The 22,568-nt window shown below is 45.0% G+C and carries 19 protein-coding genes; 8 read left to right on the top strand and 11 right to left on the bottom strand.

Annotation, left to right across the window (positions count from 1 at the left end):
• Position 1: 1 nt before the first annotated feature.
• The 4 genes from RIE73_RS15540 to RIE73_RS15525 all read right to left on the bottom strand — a co-directional run bounded on the left by RIE73_RS15540 (position 2) and on the right by RIE73_RS15525 (position 5,073).
• Entirely contained in the window at positions 2–2,020 is a 2,019-nt protein-coding gene (locus tag RIE73_RS15540) for an HsdM family class I SAM-dependent methyltransferase (protein WP_446402030.1), read from the bottom strand.
• 3 nt (positions 2,021–2,023) lie between these two features.
• Positions 2,024–3,223, bottom strand: a complete 1,200-nt coding sequence (locus tag RIE73_RS15535) for a restriction endonuclease subunit S (protein WP_446402029.1) — start codon at positions 3,221–3,223, stop codon at positions 2,024–2,026.
• Positions 3,220–4,740 (bottom strand): type I restriction-modification system subunit M, encoded by a 1,521-nt coding sequence (locus tag RIE73_RS15530; RefSeq protein WP_446402028.1) that lies wholly within the window; start codon positions 4,738–4,740, stop codon positions 3,220–3,222. The genes RIE73_RS15535 and RIE73_RS15530 overlap by 4 nt, the downstream gene beginning before the upstream one ends.
• Before the next feature lie 135 nt (positions 4,741–4,875).
• Positions 4,876–5,073: a hypothetical protein gene (locus RIE73_RS15525; RefSeq protein WP_446402027.1), complete on the bottom strand. Its 198-nt coding sequence runs from the start codon at positions 5,071–5,073 to the stop codon at positions 4,876–4,878.
• Positions 5,074–5,175: 102 nt separating this feature from the next.
• Between RIE73_RS15525 and RIE73_RS15520 the strand changes: the two genes are divergently transcribed.
• The 3 genes from RIE73_RS15520 to RIE73_RS15510 all read left to right on the top strand — a co-directional run bounded on the left by RIE73_RS15520 (position 5,176) and on the right by RIE73_RS15510 (position 6,172).
• A complete protein-coding gene (locus RIE73_RS15520; protein WP_446402026.1) occupies positions 5,176–5,316 on the top strand; it encodes a hypothetical protein in 141 nt (46 codons plus the stop codon).
• A gap of 88 nt (positions 5,317–5,404) precedes the next feature.
• Positions 5,405–5,653 carry a hypothetical protein gene (locus tag RIE73_RS15515; protein WP_446402025.1) on the top strand — a complete coding sequence of 83 codons (249 nt, stop codon included), beginning with the start codon at positions 5,405–5,407 and terminating at the stop codon, positions 5,651–5,653.
• A gap of 165 nt (positions 5,654–5,818) precedes the next feature.
• A complete protein-coding gene (locus tag RIE73_RS15510) occupies positions 5,819–6,172 on the top strand; it encodes an ATP-binding protein (RefSeq protein ID WP_446402024.1) in 354 nt (117 codons plus the stop codon).
• Between the two features lie 51 nt (positions 6,173–6,223).
• Here the strand turns inward: RIE73_RS15510 and RIE73_RS15505 are convergent, their stop codons facing one another.
• The 6 genes from RIE73_RS15505 to RIE73_RS15480 form a co-directional block, all read right to left on the bottom strand.
• On the bottom strand, positions 6,224–6,451 hold the full coding sequence (locus RIE73_RS15505) for a riboflavin synthase subunit alpha (protein ID WP_446380053.1): 228 nt from the start codon (positions 6,449–6,451) through the stop codon (positions 6,224–6,226).
• Positions 6,452–6,788: 337 nt separating this feature from the next.
• Entirely contained in the window at positions 6,789–11,534 is a 4,746-nt protein-coding gene (locus tag RIE73_RS15500; RefSeq protein WP_446402023.1) for a PAS domain S-box protein, read from the bottom strand.
• A gap of 73 nt (positions 11,535–11,607) precedes the next feature.
• The gene (locus RIE73_RS15495) at positions 11,608–11,754 is read right to left on the bottom strand and encodes a hypothetical protein (protein WP_446402022.1); all 147 of its coding nucleotides are present in this window, start codon (positions 11,752–11,754) and stop codon (positions 11,608–11,610) included.
• A 39-nt stretch (positions 11,755–11,793) separates the two neighbouring features.
• Positions 11,794–13,332, bottom strand: coding sequence for a PAS domain-containing sensor histidine kinase (locus RIE73_RS15490; protein ID WP_446402021.1), 1,539 nt, complete (start codon positions 13,330–13,332; stop codon positions 11,794–11,796).
• A 145-nt stretch (positions 13,333–13,477) separates the two neighbouring features.
• Positions 13,478–14,083: a chemotaxis protein CheC gene (locus RIE73_RS15485; protein WP_446402020.1), complete on the bottom strand. Its 606-nt coding sequence runs from the start codon at positions 14,081–14,083 to the stop codon at positions 13,478–13,480.
• Positions 14,080–14,454 carry a response regulator gene (locus RIE73_RS15480; protein ID WP_006104152.1) on the bottom strand — a complete coding sequence of 125 codons (375 nt, stop codon included), beginning with the start codon at positions 14,452–14,454 and terminating at the stop codon, positions 14,080–14,082. The genes RIE73_RS15485 and RIE73_RS15480 overlap by 4 nt, the downstream gene beginning before the upstream one ends.
• A gap of 640 nt (positions 14,455–15,094) precedes the next feature.
• Between RIE73_RS15480 and RIE73_RS15475 the strand changes: the two genes are divergently transcribed.
• The 5 genes from RIE73_RS15475 (at position 15,095) to RIE73_RS15455 (ending at position 22,351) form a co-directional block, all read left to right on the top strand.
• Entirely contained in the window at positions 15,095–17,290 is a 2,196-nt protein-coding gene (locus RIE73_RS15475) for a chemotaxis protein CheA (RefSeq protein ID WP_446402019.1), read from the top strand.
• 39 nt (positions 17,291–17,329) lie between these two features.
• Complete coding sequence (locus RIE73_RS15470; RefSeq protein WP_446402018.1) at positions 17,330–17,818, top strand: chemotaxis protein CheW; 489 nt, start codon at positions 17,330–17,332, stop codon at positions 17,816–17,818.
• A 72-nt stretch (positions 17,819–17,890) separates the two neighbouring features.
• Positions 17,891–19,711 (top strand): methyl-accepting chemotaxis protein, encoded by a 1,821-nt coding sequence (locus tag RIE73_RS15465; RefSeq protein ID WP_446402017.1) that lies wholly within the window; start codon positions 17,891–17,893, stop codon positions 19,709–19,711.
• Positions 19,712–20,203: 492 nt separating this feature from the next.
• Entirely contained in the window at positions 20,204–21,256 is a 1,053-nt protein-coding gene (locus tag RIE73_RS15460; protein ID WP_446402037.1) for a protein-glutamate methylesterase/protein-glutamine glutaminase, read from the top strand.
• A gap of 270 nt (positions 21,257–21,526) precedes the next feature.
• Positions 21,527–22,351 (top strand): CheR family methyltransferase, encoded by an 825-nt coding sequence (locus RIE73_RS15455; RefSeq protein WP_446402016.1) that lies wholly within the window; start codon positions 21,527–21,529, stop codon positions 22,349–22,351.
• On the opposite strand, the gene RIE73_RS15450 is transcribed toward RIE73_RS15455, so the two are convergent.
• Positions 22,339–22,568: hypothetical protein (locus RIE73_RS15450; protein WP_446402015.1), on the bottom strand; the 230-nt coding region annotated here is incomplete at its 5' end. The two genes, RIE73_RS15455 and RIE73_RS15450, sit on opposite strands and share 13 nt — an antisense overlap.

Raw genomic sequence — 22,568 nt, 5'->3', positions numbered from 1 at the left:
TTCAGTCGAACTGCCACAAGTCTCGCTCTGTAACACGACGATAACACTGAATTGACTCATCGGTGCTAGGAGTTGTAATCGTCACTGGGACAATTACTCCCAGGCGTTCCAGGAGATCGATAGTTGAGCGAGTCATTTCTGATATCTCGCTGTCATCCGCTTGGATCAACTCCTCTAAGGTAAAGTGTACTGCGGTTTGTGGGTTATCTTGATCACGGCTATCAATTTTTTCTATTTTTGCCTGAATTCGCTCCCAAATGGTCTTTTGTTCTGGATTCAGTTTTTCAAGAATTCCCAGGGATGCTATATTTGCCAAGGGAGAAGGAAGTTGTTGATTGGCGATCGCAGGGAGTTCTAAGCGACCAAATAGGCTCTCAATGTGCCCAGACAGCTTTCTCTGGTTTTGGTAAATTTGGCTGAGGAGTTCAGCCGGAGAATCAGTCGAACGCGGTTCCTCCTGTTTTTCAACATAACGCTCTGGGCGTAAATCGTAGGTTGGCGCTTGAATCGTGTCGCACCGCACCGCTACACCGAGGAGTCTGACTCTATTGCTTCCTATAGCTTGGCTTTCCGGTAAAACTGAGATTGCGGCTGCTTTTACGGGTTGAGAGAATAGCCGCTTACCCGGATCAGGGTCTTTCTGTCTAAGTTGGTATAGGTCTTTAATTAGCTGCTGTGGATTTTCAACCTGTGAGGGTTCACTACCATCCAAAGGGATGCGATCGCAGATGCGCTGTTCACCTATGGGTGCAGTCTCAGTTAACAGGAATGCAGAGGTGGTTTCATTGTGTGGATAAAAGGTGACCGAGGTCAATTCTGTCGAAGTCGCTTGGCAAACAAAGCCCAATAGCGAAGTACCTTCAGCTATTCTGCTGATGGCTATTCGAGGATTTTGTTGGGGAAATAAAAGAGGGGAATTCGGATTAGTGAAAACTCTGGTGACAAAAGGTAAGTCACTTGCTGATGCATCGGGATTTTGAGTTAAGTCACGACCTCGACCACTAGGGTAGCCGTCCTGTTCAAGCTGCCAAAACCAGATTAGATTTTCTCCACTTTTTGAGGGTTGGGCGGAACTTTCGGGTTGACTCACAAGCAGCAGGTGAGTTTGTAACGGACTGTAGGGTTGTAAAGCGTCTTTAGGTAAGGAGATGACAGCTTCAAGTTTATAGTCAACGACTAACTCCCTTCGTAATTCTCTCTCACCTGTATTGTTACTAAATAGCAGACCGGAAGGAACTAAGATGGCTGCTTTTCCTGCGGGTGCGAGTTTTTGGAGGGCAAGTGCAGTCAGTGCGGTTTCGCTGCGGCTACTAACTTTATACCCCAGAGTATTTTCTGCTAATTTTTCATCAATCTTTTCACCAAAAGGCGGATTGATGAGTATGCGGTCAAAAGTTTTTGTAGCCAATTCTTCTGAACCGCAAACCTGAAGCGCATTTCCGTTGATCAAACGTGGAGTAAAATGATGCAGTCTAGTATTAGTCCAGGCAAGTCGTTTCCATTCCGGAGAAATATCAATACCGATTGTTACTCCATCATTGCTAGGATTAGTTATCTCGCGATCAATTAACAAGCCACCACTGCCACAAGCCAAGTCTGCCACACTATGATTTTTGAGGTCAACTTCGGCAAGACGCTGCATAAACTTGACAATGTGTCTAGGAGTCGGATAGCGTCCCCCTGGAAGCATGGAAGGTAAGCGAAAGAGAACATGATAGTCAAATAACTTAGCGGCTCCTCCTGCTTGTTCTGCTGCTTGACGGAGATACTTTTTAATCGCTTCTATATCTATGTTTAAGTCTCTAGGTGGTCTTTTAGGGATGTCCTTTTCTAATACAAAATTTTCTGGCTCGTTAGGTACAAGACTTTGGATTCGTGAGTCATCTGCGGAAGCTACTATTGCACCACTTTCTTCTAATAGTAATCTAACAATATATTCAATGATACTTAAATCATCGGTAATTCCAGCTTTTCGTAATTCCGACCAAACTTGATTAAGCTTTTCGTTGACGCTTGTCATAATCTATAGCTGTCCCTGAAATGCTTTCTCTAGAATTGACTGTTCTAATCGTTCAAGTAGTTTTGCATCTTGTTGCATTGTTCTCAACATTTCGTTAACTTCAGATTGAATGGAGTCTAAATAATGAACTAATTGATGTTGTTCCTCTACAGAAATTACTGGAAATGGAATATTACAAACATGACCTTGGTTAATTTTTTTCATTGTCGGACTGGCTCCAGAAGCACGAGATTGAATAAAATGGCGTACTTCTTTACTCTGTAGCCAATAAACTAGAAAATGGCTGTCAGCTTTTGATTGCTCCACTCTAATTCGCATCATCAAATCTGGATAGATGCAGGGAAAGGGAGTTCCTGAATAAATCGCTGCATGACCGACAAGTTCAATTGTATTACTTCGAGATATCAAAACATCTCCTGGTTTCAGCCAGTAATGTGCATTCGGATCAGTGGGTAGGCTTGTTCGCTTAAATTCATCGGGGTTATACTGAAACCTTAAGACTGCTCCCAGCTTAAGTACAGGAGTTCCATTGGGGTTATCATCACATTTTGGCGACCATCCGTTTCTGGGAGGTGATTCAATAACATCCATCAGTGGTTGTCTAGCTGACGGCAAATTTTCAAAAATTTCCTCCAATTTCATTTCTCGAAATCGGCTAGTATCCCGACGTATTTTGTCCAGAAGCTGGTGATCACCTTTCAATTCACCCAGCCAGGATTCGATGCGAGATACAATGCGATTTTGAACATCAAGGGAGAAAATAGGATTATTCGGATAAGGGATTGGTATACCAAAAGCATATACATCATCCCTTCCTAGACCTGGAATAGATGCTGCTCTGTTGAGTTTTTCTAAATCAATAATTTTTAGAAAAAAATAGACATATTTAGGATTTAAGTAATAGGGGAAATCATCAATATAGTAGGTAGTATCAATAGACCAACAGGGCTTGGAGGAATAGAAGATAGAACCAATAGAACCTTTACGTCCAACAACTATTACAGGTGCTTTTGTTAAGGGCTTACTATGTAAGCCTATTTGACCACCTGATCCAAAAACGGGGTACTGTCCATTTGGATTTCTTTCTCTTGCTGGAAGAGGTTTTCCATAGTCAAGCTTGAGAATATTACCAAGTTGTAAACTTTGCCAATTTTCAGGAATATCCAATAACTTATTATTTGATTTTAAGAAACTACTATTCATAGATCTTTATCACTAATCATTTTATGTAATTTTTCTAGTCTTATTTTAAGTTGTCGATTATTTTCTATTAAAGTTTCGATGATTTCCCTTGGTTCTGGCAAGTTTTCGTCTTCATTGCGACGATGATTTCTAGCCGTTAAATCATAGTCACGTTTTCTCAATTCTTCTAAATCTTCAGTCCAGCTATTCTCTGTAAGCTCTGGTCTAGGAGACTTGCCCTGAATGTAAGCCTTCATCTGTTGCCAAACCTGACGCGCTTCCGCAAAATGCTCATCTGAAATTGAGTTCACCTTGCTGAACTTCTTAAGTTCATCAGGTAAGGCTATCTCCTGATAAAGTACCTCCTTTTGTTGTTCCCCTCTCTCAAAAAAAAGCAATGCGGCTTTAACATCGGAATAGGGGGCAAATGTACCAGGGGGTAAGCTCACAACCATGAACAGATTAAAATCATCAAGCAGTTCTTTCTTCACAGTAGCAAAAGCCCCACCCCGAAAAAGCGTTCCTTCAGGTACTACTATCCCACAACGCGCCCCCTGCTTAGGTTTGAGCTTTTTCATAACGTGTTGCAGAAATAGGAGTTCAGTCGCGTTGGCTTTGACGGGGAAATTCTTCTGAATCCGAGTATTTTCTTTTCCACCAAAGGGTGGATTTGTCAATATCACATCAAACGTCTCACCAAAGAGTCCTGACCCATCCCGGATATCTTCTGCGAGAGTATTACGCCGTCGTATATCTGGAACTAAAACGCCATGAAGCACCATGTTCATTGTGCCAAGCAAGGCGGGTAATGGCTTTTTCTCCTGTCCGACATAGGTTTGACGCTGAAGAATTTCTCGGTCTTTTGGTGTTTTCTCCTGCTTCTGCGTATGTAAGAAAGCCTCCAGTAAAAATCCGCAGGTTCCACAGGCGGGATCGTAAACTGTCTCGCCAATTTGAGGATCAATGACCTCTACCATAAAACGAATCACTGGACGCGGAGTGTAAAACTCTCCAGCCATCTTATTTTCACTACCGAGGCGCTTGAGTAAGTCTTCGTAGATGTGAGAGACGGTGTAGATATCGTCAGGATTGGTGAAGTCAATCTGATCAACAATCTTCAGTACGTCCTTGAGGTTTTCGGGTGAGTCGCAGATAATCACGTTGCGATCGCGGAATATCCCAGCAATGACTTCCCGTTCCGGTGAACCCGATAACGACGCTAAGTGAGGAATGAGTTCACCTCGGACAAACTCCATCAACTGATGATCATCCCACGCCGCAATAGTACGGCGTCCCTTTTTCCCCAAAGCCTTTGTCACCCAGTTAGACCAGCGATACTGTCTACTGATAACCCTTGTATACTTACGGTTGGCTGATTTGGCTTCCTGTTCAAAGACATCTTCCTGTCCATCCAGGAATTTCAAGAACAGTAACCAGGACAGATGTTCCACATACTCCATCACACCGCCACAGTTATTGTCGCGGCGCAAGATGTCACAAGCACGCCAGATATCGTTGGTTAGTTGTTCTCGACTCACCTAGTCTCCTCGCGGTAATGGCGTTGCTGTCTCTGATTCTAAGGTTGAGACAAATCTATTATTTTACCAAAGCAGCTCGTCTTTTTGTATCTATATCTTTTCTGAGGACAGGAAAACCCCGAAAAGAGATTAATCTCACTCCTCTGTCTCCTTCTCAACGCCTGGATTCGGAGAAACGATTAGCCGCCTACGCCCAATTTGATCCACTAACTCACTTTTAGATTTTAGCCCCAATTCCTGCGCGATTTCTTCTAGTCCACGCGCCCCCGTCGGTGTAACCGTTAGATTGAGTCTTTGCTTGAGTTCATCCTGATCAACGGGGTTCCCCCGCATTCGTTTTTTTCCCTTGGGCATATCTACTGTTAGTTCACGCGCATATTCTGCACGTCATGCTAACATCTGGACTTTTTCGGTTGCGGGGTATTTGTTTTATGTTTGTTTAATGGATTCGTGATCGCGCAGACAGCCTCAACCCGAAACTCCCCAATCCGCCAACATCTCCCGACTGGGGAACTGCGATCGGCAGATTCTACGGCTTTGCGTCTCACCATTGTGGTTGGACATGGTGTTACCTGATTTGGCTTGACAAATGTTCCCCCAGTTCCCGGTGGCTGGTGGCTGATACGGCTTGGGAAGATGACCTGGAACCTTGGGAGGAAAGCCGATGACACCTCGTCCTATCACTGAACGCGAACAGGCTTTAATTGACCTCTACGGTTACTGTCAACTGGGAATGACGCCGCAACAGTTTTATGCGAAATGGCTGGTGAATCATGAAACGATGGCTTTTATCTGTTCCCGTTCCATGTCTACTGTTGATAGTTGGTTCAGAAGAGGTCGTAATTACCGCCGTCCTCAACAAGCGAGATTTGCGCCATCTCGCCTTTATGGACTTTGTGCTGGAACATTATGAGGAGATTCCGCCTGAACTGTTGAATGTGCTTTGTCCGGGTTGGGGGAATTTCTAGGAATTTAAACCAATCGTAACATTATTGTAGAGATATTCTGGTGGAATGTCTCTACAACTTAGAATACTAAAAAAACCGTTAGAGCGATAGGATTGGGGAGCAGGGGAGCCATGTTCCTTTCCGTGAAGCCAGAAGCGTCTGGAAGCCGATCTGTAGGGGCGGGTTTGACCGAGAATGTTACCCAAAAAACCACTAACGTGACTAAACCCGCCCTGCTTAGGGAACAGGGTATCATTTCCCAATCACCAATTCCTAATCCCCAATTTATTATTATTCGCATTGCCGATAACGGATGTGGAATAAGTGAAGATGTATGTCGGCATATTTTTGATCCGTTTTTTACAACCAAGCCTGTTGGAAGTGGTACTAAGGCTGGTGGGCAATGCCCACCCTACGAGATATCAAGGGTTTCGGCAATCAAAAGGGAAATTCGATTTATTAAGCACTATAGTAAACTCCCTTGATCTACCTGTTATGCCTTGGTGTTAAATCAGGTGTTTATTAATATAAACTAATTACTGGAGAAGAGAGTTGAAAAGTGCTAATGAAGCCCGTTTTGCTGTGAGTAAAATAGACCCGACAATTAGCAGTTTTATCGCGAGTGGCGCTAAAATCAGATTCAACACCAGACAAAGTAACGCAATGATCGTTGCCCCTACTTGCACTAATTCCTCTGCGACATGGGTATGAATGTAAACCGCGACGAGAGCGATCGCCAGAATCAACAGGGACGGTATAATCATCGAACAGTGCCTCTATACAGCTTGTGATGGTTATTTTGATTATCGACTACTTCCCCCAGTCAAGACTTCCGTAAAACTTCTTAATAGAACTACGCCGATTGGCTGAACGGCTAGATTGGTGGTTGATTACCCCCAGTTAGCGGTCATGTAGAGACATGCCATGGCACGTCTGTACTGTAGGGGCGGGTTTAGCCACTCAATTCAGATATCCACCAATAAATGAACAACAAAACCCGCCCTTGTGTGGATCAGGCACCCTAATTTGATACATTAAATTGGGTTCGTAGTCAAGGATGCTATCCGTGAATTTGGTTGGGTTTCGGCGCGTCAACCCAACCTACATCTTATAGTTTATGACCTCTTGCTTGACTCGTTGATACTCGGATTCAATTTGGGCAACGAGTTCACATAAACCTGTTGTCACTTGAGACTTGCTTAAATTTTCTAAGTCTTGACAAAGCTGGGAGAATTTAATCGCCCCTAATGCGGCACTCGATGATTTTAATGTATGAGCCGTGTGTTGCAAAGCGGCTAAATTATTCTCTTGCAGGGCTATTTTAAGCGTTTCCAACATGGCGGGGGTATCTTCTAGATAAATATCCATTAATTGATGCAACATCTCAGTCGCACTCTCGCCCATCATGTCGTGAAAGGTTTGTAAGACTTGGGGGTCAAGGGCTGACTCAGTTTGGGGTGCGGGTTCGGGCGGTTCCTCTGTCGGCTGACTTTGCGACAGAACCCGAACTAATTCATTGACGCGAATCGGTTTGCTGATATAATCATCCATTCCTACCTCCAAACATTTTTCGCGATCGCCTTGCATGGCGTTGGCTGTCATGGCAATAATTCGCGGGCGGTTTGCGGGTAACCATTGCTGGCAAATATGGCGGGTGGCGTCTAAGCCATCCATTTCTGGCATTTGGACATCCATGAACACCACATCATAAGGCTGACGGCGCAGGGCTTCAATGACTTCCAATCCATTCCCGGCGACATCGGCGCGATATCCCATGCGCTGCAATAACTGTAGGGCTAATTGTTGATTCACTTTATTATCTTCCGCCACTAAGATTCGCAGGGGGATTCGTTGCGCCAAAGTGGGATCAAGAGAGGGAGAACCTACAGGCGATCGCTTGATTTTTGTCGGTTGTCCACTCAGGATTTGCGTTAACAAGTTGTAGAGTTGCGATTGCTTAATTGGCTTACTTAAAAAGGCAGCAAAATTCGCTTCCACGACTCCAGAGGCAATCTCAGGTTTCCCCATGGACGATAAGATTAATAAGGGGAATTCTTTACCTTTAAACTGTTGGTGGATTTGTTCTCCCAAGGTAATCCCATCCATTCCTGGCATCTGCATATCTAGAATGGCAATATCATATTCTTGACCTTGAGACAGCCATGCTAACGCCTCTTGACCGGATTCCGTAGCTTGTGACAGCATCCCCCAAGACTGGGCTTGTCGGATTAAAATTTGGCAGTTTGTCGTATTATCATCAACAATTAATAGCCGTTTTCCTGCTAGGTGAGTGTCACAGATGGGTTGTTCTACTACGGCTGAATCGGGGATGGATTCAGACAAAATTGTAAAGTAAAAGGTTGAACCTGCCGAACTCTCTTCTCCGTTATCAGTGGCTATCCATCCCGCAGGCGGATTTCCGGCGACTGATCCGCCACTTTCTACCCACATTTGACCTCCCATCATTTCGCACAGGCGTTTACAAATCGCTAATCCTAATCCTGTTCCCCCATATTGGCGAGAGGTTGATGAATCAACCTGGCTAAAGGATTTAAATAGGCGATGAATCCGATCAGGGGGAATCCCAATTCCTGTATCTTTGACCGCAAATTGTAACTGATAGCGAGTGCCAAAACCGCCCTGAGGTGGAGACGTTGCATGCAACGTCTCTACATCCTCATCCGCCAAAATCTGGGCGGTTACGGAAACCAAAACCTCTCCGGTTGGGGTGAATTTAACCGCATTACTAACTAAATTCACTAAGATTTGACGCAACCGCGTCACATCTCCGGCAATCCAATTGGGGGTTTGGGAGTCAATTAAATAGGCTAATTCTAGATTTTTTTCGGCGGCTTTTGTCGTTAGCAGATCCAGGGCTTCTTCAATGCAGGTGCGGAGTTCAAAGGGTTGTTCCTCTAACTCCATTTTCCCGGATTCAATTTTTGAGAAATCCAGAATATCGTTAATAATCGTTAGTAGGGCATCCCCACTATTGCGAATCGTTTCGGCAAAATAGCGCTGATCTGATGTCAAGTCAGTATCCAGCAGTAACCCTGTCATGCCAATCACCGCATTCATCGGTGTGCGAATTTCATGACTCATGGTTGCCAAGAATTCACTTTTCGCTTGGGTGGCGGCTTCGGCGGTTTGCCTAGCTTTTTCTAATGCCACATTTTGTTCAGTTAATTGTTGACGTTGGCGGGTTTCCTGTTCCCACAAATGCGCCTGGGCGATCGCAATCCCGACTTGATCGGCAACGGCTTCGAGTAATTCAATTTCATGACTTGACCAATGGCGGTAGGAATCACACTGATGCAAGCCAATAATTCCATTGGGTTCCCCTTGATAGGAGGTGCGAATTGCCAGCATGGATTTTAATCCAATCTGACAACAGAGTTGGGTACAGCCTAGCAACAATGGATCGGCATAGACATCCGGTGAGGAGATTGCCTTGTCTTGTTTTAGTAACTGTTGAACATGAGGATTTCTCTGCACAGGAACTTCTAATTGGAGAATGGATTCATAACCCGCTTCTAAATATTCTGCCACTAAAGGAATGGCTGGTGTCGGTTCCGTCAGGTAGGTATGAATAATACAGCGATTGACGCCAAAGGTTTGACCAATTTGGCTGGCGGTGGTTTGAAAGATTTCTTTGGTGTTTAAACTGCGGCGAATTTCTTGGGTAATTTGCTTTAGCAGAACCGTTCGCATTAATTGTTGCTGAAGCGCGTTCTCGGCTTGCTTGCGATCGCTAATATCAATGGATACGCCTAAGACAGCGGGAACATCGGAGTCAGCGACACAAAAGGGGATTTTGGTTGTTTGCAGAATTCGAGTTTCGCCTTTAGCATTGGTAATCGTTTCTTCGGGAATATAAAGGGTTTCTCCACTGGTAATAACGTGCAAGTCAGCTTTTCGGTATTGATGGGCATCATCTACTGATGGGGCAACCTCTGTTTCTGCCCGATCTAGTAATGCTTCGACGGTGGTTCCATAAGTATCAGCGACGGCTTGATTGACCAAAATAAACTGACCGGCTTTATTTTTGGCAAAGATTAAATGGGGAACTAAATCAATGACTTGGCGCAGCTTCTGTTCGCTGGCTTTGAGTTGGGCATCTGCCCATTTGTAGTGAGTGATATCGCGAAGTGTGCCAGAGGTTCCAGTGATGGTATTATCGGGGGCAAAGGTTAATTGGGCATGAACTTCAATCCAGCGATATCCGCTATCTTTGGTGAGATATCTAACTTCATGCTGGCAATAGTCTTTTTTTTGTTCCAGTAAGGGTTGAAATAGGTCTACGTTACGTTGGCGATCATCGGGATGAATATACTCTAGGAAATTGGTGCCAATGCTTTCTCCTAAGGTAAAGCCAGTAATCTCTGTCCACGCGGGATTCAAGAATGTCCAGACTCCGGTTGCATCGGTTTGGAAAATGACTTCTTTAACGCTTTCAATCACTGAACGATAATTCTCTTCACTCTCCCGCAGTCGTTCTTCAACTTGTTTGCGATCGGTAATATCAATACAGGAACCAGTATATCCGGTAAAGTGACCATTGGAGGTAAACCGAGGTACGCCTGTCGCTAAAATCCAGCGATAGTTGCCATCATGTCGGCGTAAACGGTATTCCATGCGAAACCGTTTTTGGGCTTTAAAGGCGTTGGAATAGGTTTCGATACAATAGTGATAATCATCAGGATGAATCCCTTCTGTCCAGCCATCCCCTCTTTCTTGGTCTAAGGTGCGTCCGGTAAATTCTAACCAGGTTTGATTGAAAAAGTAACAATTACTATCCGTTCCGGCTAACCAGATTAAAACGGGGGCGGTGTCAGCTAAGAGGCGAAAGCGTTCTTCACTTTCTCGCAGTCGTTCTTCGGCGAGTTTACTTTCGGTAATGTCTTCAATTGAGCCTTCATAATAGAGAATAGTTCCCGATAGGTCGGTAACGGCACGGGCATTTTTGCGAATCCAAATTTTTTGCTTATCTTGGCGATAAACCTGGGTTTCAAATTTAGAGACGGCTTTATTTTTTTGAATGAGTTGGGTTAAACGTTGATGGTCATCCGGATTAACATAAAATTGTTGTTCAATATTTTTTAGGGACTGTAAAAAATGGCTGGGTGAAGCATAGCCGAGGATTTGGGCAAAGGCGGGGTTAACACTAATATAGATGCCATCCGGGGTACGTTGAAATATGCCCTCAACTGCATTTTCAAAGATACTACGATAATTGGCTTGACTGACACTTAATTGTTCATTAGCTGTCTGGAGTGCAGCGGTTCGTTCGGCGACCAGTTCTTCTAAATGATTACGATAGTCGGCTAATTCTTCTTCGGTGCGTTGGCGTTCTTGAATTTCCGCGATCGCCCGATCTCTCATGGTGCGATAGTTATGAACTTGTTGGGTGAGTTCGGTAACGTCTTGAATCGATAATAAAGCATAATACTCGCCATCTTTTTCACTAGGAATGGCGGTAACGGTGGTATGTTGAATCCGTAATCCTCCATCGGCTAAAGGCGCAGGAATCAGGTGGACATGAAGTTGGGAGGAAAAGACAGTGGGGGGTCCTCCAGTAAAAATTTGTTGGAGACGGGTGGTATATTTGGGATGATTCAGGTGGGGGAAATGATCGGTAATTTTTTGACCTAAGATTTGCTGTTTGGAGAGATGCGTCCAGTTTTCCAAGCAGCGATTCCAATATAAAACCACTAAATCCGATCGCAGGACACAGTTACCCATCGGGACTTGATCCAGGACATGAAATTGATGCGCCGCTGTTTGGATTTCAGTCGCGATCGCGGAATTATTTTCAGGGTGGTTTACGTGAGATGATGATAATACCATGTTTATTGAAAAATGCAATAGCTTAGGTCATTAATTAACCAATTGTAGGGGCGGGTTTAGGGACTCAATTCGGCTATTTACCCATAACTAAACAGCAAAACCCGCCCTTCCCCACCGATAATTCTGTAGGGGCGGGTTTAGGGACTAAATTCACCTGTTTACCGATAACGGAACAGCAAAACCCGCCCTTCTCCACCGATAATTGAATAACAAAACCCATCCTTTCCTAATTCATTATTTTATAAAAAAATTATTCAATCTATACCGATAAAGGCAATGCAACCGTAAACATAGTTCCTTCTCCCACTTGACTGTTTACCGTAATCTCACCCCCTTGTAAATCAACCGCCCGTTTAACAATCGCCAACCCCAATCCCGTTCCGGAAATATTCCCCACATTTTGCGCCCGATGAAACGCCTCAAAGAGTTTTTCTTGATCCGCCAACGGAATCCCAATTCCTTGGTCTTTGATTTGAAAGATAGCGGATGAATCCTGACAGACGAGGTTCACGGTCACGATTCCACAATTGGGAGAATACTTAATCGCATTCGAGATTAAATTCGTCAGAATATGCCGCAACAGCTTCTCATCCATGCAGACATTAAGGTTATGGCACTGATGGGTAAATACCAGAGAATGATGCTGTCCTAAACTCAACTGTAACTCCTCAATCAAGCCGTGGCAAAATTCAACTAAATCCAGAGGAACAGGCTGCAACTGAAGTTTTCCAGCTTCGGCTTTGCCAATCAGAGTCACATCTTCTAAAACTTGGACTAAATGTTTAACCGTTCCTTGAATACGATGGATATGGGTTAGCTTTTTATCCGGTGTCCATTTATGACCATAATGTTCCAGTAATTCCGCCGAACTTAAAATAGTAGTTAGGGGGGTGCGAAACTCATGAGAGGTCATGGTGACAAAGCGGGATTTGAGTTCACTGAGTTCTTTTTCTTTGGCTAAAGCTTTGCGAACCTCCTCTTCCGCTTGCTTGCGATCGGTAATATCAATTCCCACCGAAACCGCTGCATGTCCTTGTTGATATTTCTGGGCAACAATTAAGTAACTCCGGGTAGTATCATTGACGTAAGCTTCAATCACTTGACTAGCCGCTGGTTCAGGACTGGCGATGAATTGACGCATAAATTCAGCAAAGCTGGGACTGGCTTTCATAAAGCCCACATCTTGACCAATAAAATGATTGGGAGTCAAGTGAAACGTATCCGCTAGATGACGATTAACCCCCAGATATCGCAAATCTGAATTCACCCAGGAGACGAAACCAGGAACCGCATCAAAAACCGCTTGTAATTGTTCTTCTTGAGACCGTAAAGCGGCTTCGGCGCGTTGTCGTTCCTGGACTTCTGCTAAAGCGCGATCGCGCATTTTTCGATAGTCTTGAACTTGTCGGCTGAGTTCGGTAACATCTTGAATGGATAAAAGGGCGTAGTAGTCTCCCTCGGTTAAGCCCGGTATAGCGGTGACAGTGGTGCGCTGAATTCGCCGTTGTCCATCGGGTAAATAGGCGGGAATAAAATGAGGATGAAGTTGGGCGGAAAAAAGGGTTGGGGGACCCCCGGAAAAGATGGACTTCAGCCGCTTTTCATACCGGGGATGGTTTAAATCAGCGAAATAATAACTGATTTTTTGACCTAAAACTTGACCTCTGGATAGGTGTGTCCAATCTTCCAAACAGCGATTCCAGAATAAGACCACGAAATCGGATCGGAGAATACAGACACCCAAAGGCATTTGATCCAGAATGCCAAATTTTTCAGCAGCAATTTCTATCTCATGCATGGACGGATTAAGGGGTCATTGGTCAAAACACTGATTTCACAGATTTATTGTCCAGATGGGGGTAGAGGATAAAAGCTTAGTTACACTGATTACACAGAAAGCCTCGTTCTCTATCATTGGTCATTGCTCAAAAAAATGACTCAGATTACACCGTGGTTAGCATCGCGATCGCGTCCAGTAATACGTCGAAGGAACCGACTTCAAAGACGAGGATAATATCGCCGCGAATCTGAAGTTGTTCGATAAAAAACTGGGTTTGGGCTAAAAGGATGGTATTCTCCTGCTGATTGTCGCCAACGTTAATTAAGTTTTCGACAGTATCCTCGATGTAGCTGGGAATGGCATAATCAAGACGTTGATTGAGGACATTACTAATTGACCCAATCACACTGTTAATTAAGATATTGCCAATCTCGCTTAACGTACCAATGCGAACGGCGTCTAAATCCGGTGTTCCTAATTCTTCACCCGTGAGAACAGCGGCGAGAATCGAAGCACTATCGGTGGGAAACACTAACTCCGCTAAACCCGCAAAAGATCCAGAGAAGTCTTGGCGAACCGCTGCAACTTGTTCCCCACCGAGACGAGTTTCCATTTCAGATTGAAAATCCAGAGGCGACCCAATTTTAATATAGGGAACTTGGAGGCGAATCGGGGCTTCCAGCATTTCATTCAAGACGCTAGCCGCCCGACCGACACCAATATTAACGATTTCTTGGATCGCATCAATTTGATCGGGAGTTAAGTTCATACAGTCTCCTGAGGACAAGCTAAGATTTCACCCATAACGCGACGTAATTCGGCTTCTTTGGGGGGTTTATTAATAAAGCCTGATCCGCCTAACTCACGACAACGCTGGCGCACATTTTCTTGAATGTCGGCGGTGATCACAATAACTGGGGTATTAATTTGGCGATCGCGCAAGGCGGCGAGGAGTTGAAAGCCATCCATAACGGGCATGAGCATATCGGTTAAGATACAGTCGGGTTGATGTGCGATCGCCTTATCCAATCCTTCTTGTCCATTGGTGGCTTCTAGGGTTTCATGTCCATCGGCGACAAGGGTTTTCCGGATCATCCGTCGGGTAAAGGCGGCGTCATCAACGATTAGAATTAGTGCCATAATTTTCCTCGATTTGGGTTACAGTTTTTTCAGTTAAACAGTTGGTTAAAGGTAAGCTACAGCCCTCACCCCCAGCCCCACTCCCAAGCTGGGGAGAGGGGAGTAAGAGAATTCTTTTTTTCCCTATAAAAAAGGGAATGACGAATAGATAAGTATCCAATGTAAAGGCGAGTCGCTGGACTACGGTTCATAGGAAAACCGATAACGTTTATCGACTCGCCCTCATCCCTTATCCTGTATCTCCTTGTCTTTTATTGTCTAGCAAGTAGGTTGGGTTGAGGTACGAAACCCAACTCTCAACGAATCTGCACTGTTGATCAGGGCGGGTTTAGTAACATCAGGATGAAAAAAAACCGATAAGGGTGAAACCCGCCCCTACTCATCAACACTGTTTCATCCTTATCTTTTATTGTCTAATCCATGTCCGAGAATGTCATTCGGTGAAATCACGGATCTTTCTAAAACAGCCCCCTCAAGTTGGGTGGGATCACCGATAGCAGCGTTCCCTGCGCCACGATAGACTCGGTTTAGTGGCGAAACACAGACATATCTTTCTTCTGCTATTGCCTATTGCCTTTATCCACTATCGTGAGTTTCACATCTCAAATGAAAACACTATATAAGCCATTACTTAACTATCATGGATGAAGACATCAAAGCCTTTTTGGTAGAAAGCTACGAGAATATTAGCCAGATTGAGACGGATCTGGTCACATTAGAGAAAAATCCGACCCATCAAGATTTACTCGAAGGAATTTACCGTTCCTTACATACAATTAAAGGAAACTGCGGCTTCATGGCGTTTCCCACCCTAGAAGCCCTAACCCACAGTGGTGAAAATTTACTCAGTTGTCTGCGAGATGGACAATTGCAGCTAAATGCAGAGATTACCAGCAGCTTGCTGCAACTCTTGGACGCCATGCAGCAAATCTGCGCCCAGATAGAAGCGATCGGACAAGAAGGTGATGTTGACTATTCTGGCTTAATTCAGACCTTAACTCAACTGCAATCGAGAGATACGGGAGATGAGGGCGGGTTTTGTACCAACGTTACCGTTAATAGCCAAAAGGAAATCCCTAAACTCGCCCCGACAAATCCTGAAAGGTCAAAACTTCCCTGCGATCGCGAGGAGTTGATGTCGGCGTTGACAACCCCAAATACAGTTAAGTCAATCCGAGTCGATATCAATCTTTTGGATAAGTTGATGAATTTGGTCGGGGAATTGGTGTTAGTTCGCAATCAGATTCAACAATTCTCCACGCTGCAAGATGAAACCGCCTTTGTTACCACCTCCCAGCAATTAAACCGACTAACCACGGAGTTGCAAGAAGGGGTGATGAAAACCCGAATGCAGCCGATTAGTACAATTACGCGCAAGTTTCCCAGGGTGGTTCGGGATGTGGCGATCGCGACGGAAAAACAGGTGCAATTGGAGATGGAGGGAGAAGAGACGGAACTGGATAAAACGATTATTGAGGCGATTAAAGATCCCTTAACGCATTTACTCCGTAATTGTGTGGATCACGGAATTGAATCCCCAGATATACGTCAAACTCAGGGGAAATCCGCCACCGGACGATTACGTCTGCAAGCCTTCCATGAAAGTGGGTATGTAACGATTGAAATTTCGGATGATGGGGCGGGAATTGATTCAGAACGCTTGAAAGAAAAAGCGTTAAGCTTAGGCTTAATTACACCCAATCAAGCCAATCGCTTAAGTGATACCGACGCCCTTAATTTAATCTTTCTTCCTGGCTTTTCCACCGCTAATTCTATAACGCGCTTATCCGGGCGGGGAGTGGGAATGGATGTAGTCAAAACCGATGTAGAAAAGGTTGGTGGTACGGTAGACGTTCAAACTCAACTTGGCTTGGGAACAACATTTAAACTAAAAATCCCCTTAACCTTGGCAATTATTCCCGCCTTAATTGTCACCAGTGGAGGGGACTGCTATACCATTCCTCAAACTAATCTTTTAGAATTAGTTCGCTTGCAGGGAGAACAAGCGGATCACGGAATCGAATATGTCCACAAAGCCCCTGTATATCGGTTGCGGGGTAAATTATTACCCCTGGTGTATTTAAATCGAGAACTTGAACTCACAGAATGGAACCCGGAACCAGCCCATCCGCAATCGGAAACTATGCTGAATATCGTGGTTCTGCAAGTCGATAATTTCACGTTTGGCTTAGTGGTTGATGCGATTAATGATACTCAAGAAATTGTCGTTAAACCCTTAGGTAAACTCCTCAAAGAAACCCCTTGTTTTGCCGGAGCCACAATTTTAGGAGATGGAAAAGTGGCATTAATTTTAGATGTATTTAGTCTAGCATCACGGGCGGGGGTACTTTCAGATGAACAAAAAAATGCCTTAATTCAGCAAGAAATGTCCTCTCAATCCACTATCGAAACCGTGCAAATGTTACTGTTATTTGAAGCCTTGGATAACAGCCGTATGGCAATTCCCTTGTCGCGAGTGGTGCGCTTAGAAGAATTTCCCAGAAGCGCGATCGAACAAGTGGGCGATCGCCAGGTAATTCAGTATCGCGACCAAATTCTCTACCTAGTTAATTTTGCCAATGTCTTTCAATCTTTTGGTAGTAGTCAGCGCTTCAGCGCTGCTAACCCAAAAACAGCCGTATTAGAGGGTGATCCGCTGCAAGTTGTCGTCGTTGCTTGTCAAAGTGGACGCCAAATTGGATTAGTGGTGCAACGCATGGTGGATATCGTCATGGAAGACCTTTGTATCACAGGTGAAGCCACTCGTCCAGGGGTGCAGGCGATCGCGGTTATTCAGGGTCAAGTTACCGAAATTTTGGACATTGAAGCGATTTAATGTCATTGGTCATTTGTCATTATAAACACTTCCCTCATCATGCCTAAATCTCATCAATTCTGCACATTTTTCCTCGACCATTTCTTCTTAGGACTAGAAGTGGAAAACGTGCAAGAAGTTATTCGCTATCAGTCGATTACTCGCGTTCCCTTAGCACCGCCAGCCGTGCGGGGATTAATTAACCTACGGAGTCAAATTGTTCCGGCTGTAGATTTACGTCAGTTTCTGGAGTTAGATCAGGATGTCACTAAGATACCCGTTGAAACCCAAGTGGATGAAGATAGCGAACATCTCCCTCTCAATGTTGTTGTGCGAACGGCTGATGAGGTGATTAGTTTGCTAGTTGATGATGTGGGAGAAGTATTAGAAATTTCCGATGATTGCTTTGAGAAATCTCCAGAAACCTTACGAGGAAACGCACGGCAATTAATTCGGGGTGCGTATAAACTTGCCGATCAACTTCTGCTAATTCTCGATACAGAAAAAGTGGTGGAACTCACCGTTTTGAATCCGACGCTGCGGAATTAAAGACTATGTACGTCAGCAAGTCAAGGGCTAAAGAATACAGAAACGTCAAACTCATTCCTTAACGAATGACCAATGACAAAGGACAAAGGACAAAAAATAATGAACCTCGACCACCTCAAAGGAATTCACAAATTAGGAGAAGCCATGAACCTCGATAAACTCAGCAAACCCGGACGCTTGGTCTTTTTCCAAAATCAAGAGACCAATGGAAGCAATGGACATCATCACAGTGAAACCATGGTATCTGAACCAAACACCACCCCGACTGTTTCCCAGCAAAACCATGAAATTGAGGGAATACTCTTATCCCCAGAAAACTTTAAGGAACTCCTCCAAGCCCTAAAAAGTGCCAGAGATGGTAACTTTAATGCCCGACTCACTGAGGAAAATGGCTGGGGCGAAATTGCTCAAGTATTTAATGAATGGATGGGTGTAAACCAAACCGTTATTCATGAAATTGTCCGAGTTAGTAAACAGGTTGCTCAAGAAGGGAAACTCACCGAACGACTAGGAAACCAACACAAAACAACCGTATTAAAGGATTGGGAAAATTATGCTGGACGCTGGTTATATGGGGCTGAACCTGTATCTCCACCCCCCTATTTAAAAGGAGGATGGGCAACAACAACCACCGCAATTAATACCATCATTCACAACCTTGCCCAACCCACCCTCGCCGCCCAGGATGCACTGAAGGCGATCGCGGCTGGTGATTTATCCTGTAAAATGCCTCTAGAAATTGACAATCAGCCGTTAAAGGGTGATCTCTTAAGCCTGAGTACCACGATTAACACCCTACGGGATAATATCGAGGCATATACCAATGAGAAAAACCGTGTCGCCCGTTTAATTAGTGTCGAAGGAAACCTGAGTAGTCGCGCTGTTGTGGAAACGGCTACCGGAATCTGGAAAGACTTAACCGAAAACATTAACCAGATGGCGGCAAATCTCAAGGAAGAAGTCGAAAATATTACCCAATTAACCTCAGCCATTGCCCAAGGCGATCTCTCCCAAAAGGTTACTGCCAAAACCACAGGAGACTTCAAACAACTGACCGATAATGTCAATCGCATGGCAAGCAATTTAACTGCATCCGTCGGTAAAATTGCCTCCGTTGCTACTGCTGTTGCTCAAGCCTCAGAAGACATGAACCTGGTGAGTCAACAACTCAATGAAAATGCGGGACATACCTCCGGACAAGCCCAAACTGCTTCAGCTTATGCCGAAGAAGTCAACCGCAATGCTCAAGTGGTGGCGACAGGGGTAGAAGAAATGAGCGCCAGTATTAAAGAAATTGCCAAAAGTGCGGCGGATGCAGCGCGAGTCGCAACAACGGCGGTTAATATGACTGAAAGCACTAACCAAACGATTACCAAACTGGGTCAAAGTAGTGCAGAAATTGGTAATGTGATTAAGGTAATTACCTCCATTGCCCAACAAACTAATCTCCTCGCGCTTAATGCGACAATTGAAGCCGCCCGCGCCGGGGAAGCGGGGAAAGGATTTGCCGTTGTTGCTAATGAAGTGAAGGAACTGGCGAAACAAACCGCTAAAGCGACAGAAGACATTAGCCAAAAAATCGAAGCGATTCAAGGTGATACTAAAAGTTCCGTTGAAGCGATTAGTCAAATTACCACAATTATTAATCAAATCAACGACTTCCAAAACACAATCGCCAGTGCGGTAGAAGAACAAACCGCGACGACGAATGAAATGGCTCGCAACGTCGCCGAAGCCGCCCAAAGTACCTCACAAATTCCCCAAAATATCAACAATGTGGCGGACGCGGCTCAAAAAACCACCGCCCTCGCCAGTAACACGTTGAAATCGGCGGGTGAACTTGCTGAACTCGCGTCGGAATTACAAGCCCTAGTGAATCAGTTCAAGTATTAATTAGGGGCTGCTGAATAAGTCTTGTGGTGGGGAGAGGGAATAGGGAATAGGCTTTCTTGCAATGGTTTCGACCCCCTGTTGAGGTAAGATTCTGCGTTCGCCAAGCGTTTTGATTGTGTAGGGGCGGGTTTTACGACTATCGTTTCTTACCTCACCTAAATGTGACTAAACCCGCCCCGCACCTCCGCTAAAATTATGGAATAGATTGATGGTTAAATTGGGCGCACGTCGGTGCGCCCCTACAATTCTAATCCACCAAATTAGGTGTTCCATGCCAGTAGGGTGGGTTTCGACTTCGCTCAACCCACCAGCCTTAATTCAGTGACATTCAACCTAACGCCACCGTTAGCCTGTTAGGTTTCGCGGTAAGCGTTAGCGTAGCCATGCCCGAAGGGCTATAGCTATCCCGGAGGGAATCGCTCTACCTAACCGACAAAAATTATACTTCCCCAATCGCACCACAGACGTGCCATGGCACGTCTCTACATGATAATGCGTAAAATTCGCCTTTTAATCGTTGACGACTCAGTAATTGTGCGTCAAAAACTCAGTGAAATCCTCTCTCAAGACCCTTTTTTAGACGTAGTAGGAATTGCCGCCAATGGTCAAATCGCCCTCTCCAAAATCTCCCACCTCCACCCTGACTTAATTATCCTAGATTTAGAGATGCCAGAAATGGATGGCTTGCAAACATTAACTGCCATTCGTCAGAGTTATCCAAATTTGCCCGTGATTATGTTTAGTGCCTTCACCGAACGCGGTGCAGCAGCTACGTTAGAAGCCCTTTCTCTCGGCGCTCAAGATTATGTCACTAAACCAACAAAACTGGGAACAGGTGAGGCAGTTTCCGATTATTTAAAACGCGAATTAATTCCTAAAATTAAAGTCTTTTGTGCCGATATCTTAGGCGTATCTGACAATACACCGATCGCGCGATCGCGCCTCCCCAGCCAAACCGCCACCCTGAAACTCGCCAACGCCCAAGTTGTGGCGATCGGTGTCTCTACTGGGGGACCCAATGCACTAGCCACGCTGTTATCCCGATTTCCAGCCGATTTTCCCCTACCCATTGTGATTGTGCAGCATATCCCCCCCTTATTTAGTAAACGTCTAGCCGAACGCTTAACCCATCAATGTCACATCTCTGTCGCCGAGGGCTATGAGGGGGCTGAACTGCGTCCGGGTCATGCGTGGATTACGCCGGGAGATTTCCATGGAATTGTCGTGCGCCGGGGAAAAACGGTACACCTGAGTTTACACCAAGCCCCGCCCGAACATTCCTGTCGTCCGGCGGTGGATGTGTTATTTCGATCCGTTGCTAAGACATTTCCAAAGAGTGCGATCGCGGTGGTGTTGACGGGTATGGGACAAGATGGCTTGCAAGGGTGTCACCATATCCGCGACGCCGGGGGACATATTCTGGTTCAGGATGAAGCCAGTAGTGTGGTGTGGGGAATGCCCAAATCTATCGCCCAAGCAGGTTTAGCTAATAATATTTTACCTCTAGACCAAATCGCCGATGAAATTATCCAACTGGTTTGTTGAAATTCCTTGCATCACGAAACCTGTAGGGGCGACCCGCTTCTCACATTTAACAACACCAGTCCACTCAATTAACTCGGGTCGCCCTCTTCTCCAACCTCAATCAGGGCGGGTTTAGTCCCATTTCGGTGAGGTCAAAAACGTTAATAGTCAAACCCGCCCCTACATATTCAAAATTCGATATTCAAACAGGGCGGGTTTATTCCCATCTTGGTAAGGTCAAAAACGTTAATAGTCAAACCCGCCCCTACCTAACAATTAAACCTTAAAACAATGCCAATACATCATCAAGATTTTAACTATTTACGCCAATTAGTACGCCATCATTCCGCCATGGTTCTGGATGCAGATAAAGCCTATTTAGCCGAGTTACGCTTAACCCCTCTGGCGACGCAAATGGGATTTAGTTCTTTGGGGGAAATGATTGCCAATCTGCAAACGCAACCCTTTAATCAACGCCATGTCCAGGTGGTTGAGGGAATGCTGCTAACTGAGACATCCTTTTTCCGCGATCGCTATCCCTTTGACGCCCTTGCCAACGTCATTCTGCCCGAACTTTTAGCCAAACGGCAAACGCAACGAACCTTAAATATTTGGTGTGCGGCTTGTTCGAGTGGTCAAGAACCCTATAGCATTGCCATGTTACTGCACGAAGAGTTTCCGGAACTGGCGAACTGGAAACTCCGACTAATTGCCACCGATCTCTCCAATGAGATCCTCAACCGTGCTAAAGCTGGACTGTACAGTCAGCTTGAAGTGACACGCGGACTTCCCCTTTCCTTGTTAAATAAATACTTTCAAAATAGAGGGAACCAGTGGCAAATTTGTGATCAACTTCGCCGTCGCGTTGAATTTCAGCAACTTAATTTAGTAACCCATTCATTTAGCCAATTCAATCAACTCGATCTTATTTTTTTGCGTAATGTGTTAATTTATTTTGATTTAGCCACCAAAAAAGCCGTATTAGAAAAAATCCGGTCAATTCTCGCGCCGGACGGTTATTTATTTTTAGGCGGTGGGGAAACTACCTTAAATTTAGATGACTCCTTTGAACGGGTACAAGTGGATAAAGCCGTGTGTTATCGTCAGCGTTTATAGGGATTTTCGTTATACCATTTCTCTGTAATCGTGCAACGAATAAACCCCCCGGCTATCGCCGTCCCCCCTTGGTAAGGGGCTGACAGGTGTAGGTTTTTTATTTTATGGTTGGGACAAGACAAGGAGGGCAAGGGGGACAAGAGGACAAGGGAGGAAAACCGTACAGAATCTTGTTCGGTCAAGCTAACTTCTAAAAGCCGAAACGCCCTATTTTTCG

The organism is Coleofasciculus sp. C1-SOL-03 (assembly GCF_040220555.1).
Lineage (GTDB): Bacteria > Cyanobacteriota > Cyanobacteriia > Cyanobacteriales > Coleofasciculaceae > Coleofasciculus.
The sequence above is the reverse complement of the archived record's forward strand: the minus strand, read 5'-3'. Positions and strand labels throughout refer to the sequence as shown.

Coding starts and splice junctions, on each gene's coding strand:
- RIE73_RS15495 (WP_446402022.1), bottom strand. CDS start 11,754: ATGGGTTTTGTTATTCAATTATCGGTGGAGAAGGGCGGGTTTTGCTGT.
- RIE73_RS15515 (WP_446402025.1), top strand. CDS start 5,405: ATGACACCTCGTCCTATCACTGAACGCGAACAGGCTTTAATTGACCTC.
- RIE73_RS15475 (WP_446402019.1), top strand. CDS start 15,095: ATGGATGAAGACATCAAAGCCTTTTTGGTAGAAAGCTACGAGAATATT.
- RIE73_RS15470 (WP_446402018.1), top strand. CDS start 17,330: ATGCCTAAATCTCATCAATTCTGCACATTTTTCCTCGACCATTTCTTC.
- RIE73_RS15480 (WP_006104152.1), bottom strand. CDS start 14,454: ATGGCACTAATTCTAATCGTTGATGACGCCGCCTTTACCCGACGGATG.
- RIE73_RS15490 (WP_446402021.1), bottom strand. CDS start 13,332: ATGCATGAGATAGAAATTGCTGCTGAAAAATTTGGCATTCTGGATCAA.
- RIE73_RS15540 (WP_446402030.1), bottom strand. CDS start 2,020: ATGACAAGCGTCAACGAAAAGCTTAATCAAGTTTGGTCGGAATTACGA.
- RIE73_RS15505 (WP_446380053.1), bottom strand. CDS start 6,451: ATGATTATACCGTCCCTGTTGATTCTGGCGATCGCTCTCGTCGCGGTT.
- RIE73_RS15460 (WP_446402037.1), top strand. CDS start 20,204: ATGCGTAAAATTCGCCTTTTAATCGTTGACGACTCAGTAATTGTGCGT.
- RIE73_RS15465 (WP_446402017.1), top strand. CDS start 17,891: ATGACAAAGGACAAAGGACAAAAAATAATGAACCTCGACCACCTCAAA.
- RIE73_RS15525 (WP_446402027.1), bottom strand. CDS start 5,073: ATGCGGGGGAACCCCGTTGATCAGGATGAACTCAAGCAAAGACTCAAT.
- RIE73_RS15455 (WP_446402016.1), top strand. CDS start 21,527: ATGCCAATACATCATCAAGATTTTAACTATTTACGCCAATTAGTACGC.
- RIE73_RS15510 (WP_446402024.1), top strand. CDS start 5,819: ATGTTCCTTTCCGTGAAGCCAGAAGCGTCTGGAAGCCGATCTGTAGGG.
- RIE73_RS15500 (WP_446402023.1), bottom strand. CDS start 11,534: ATGGTATTATCATCATCTCACGTAAACCACCCTGAAAATAATTCCGCG.
- RIE73_RS15485 (WP_446402020.1), bottom strand. CDS start 14,083: ATGAACTTAACTCCCGATCAAATTGATGCGATCCAAGAAATCGTTAAT.
- RIE73_RS15535 (WP_446402029.1), bottom strand. CDS start 3,223: ATGAATAGTAGTTTCTTAAAATCAAATAATAAGTTATTGGATATTCCT.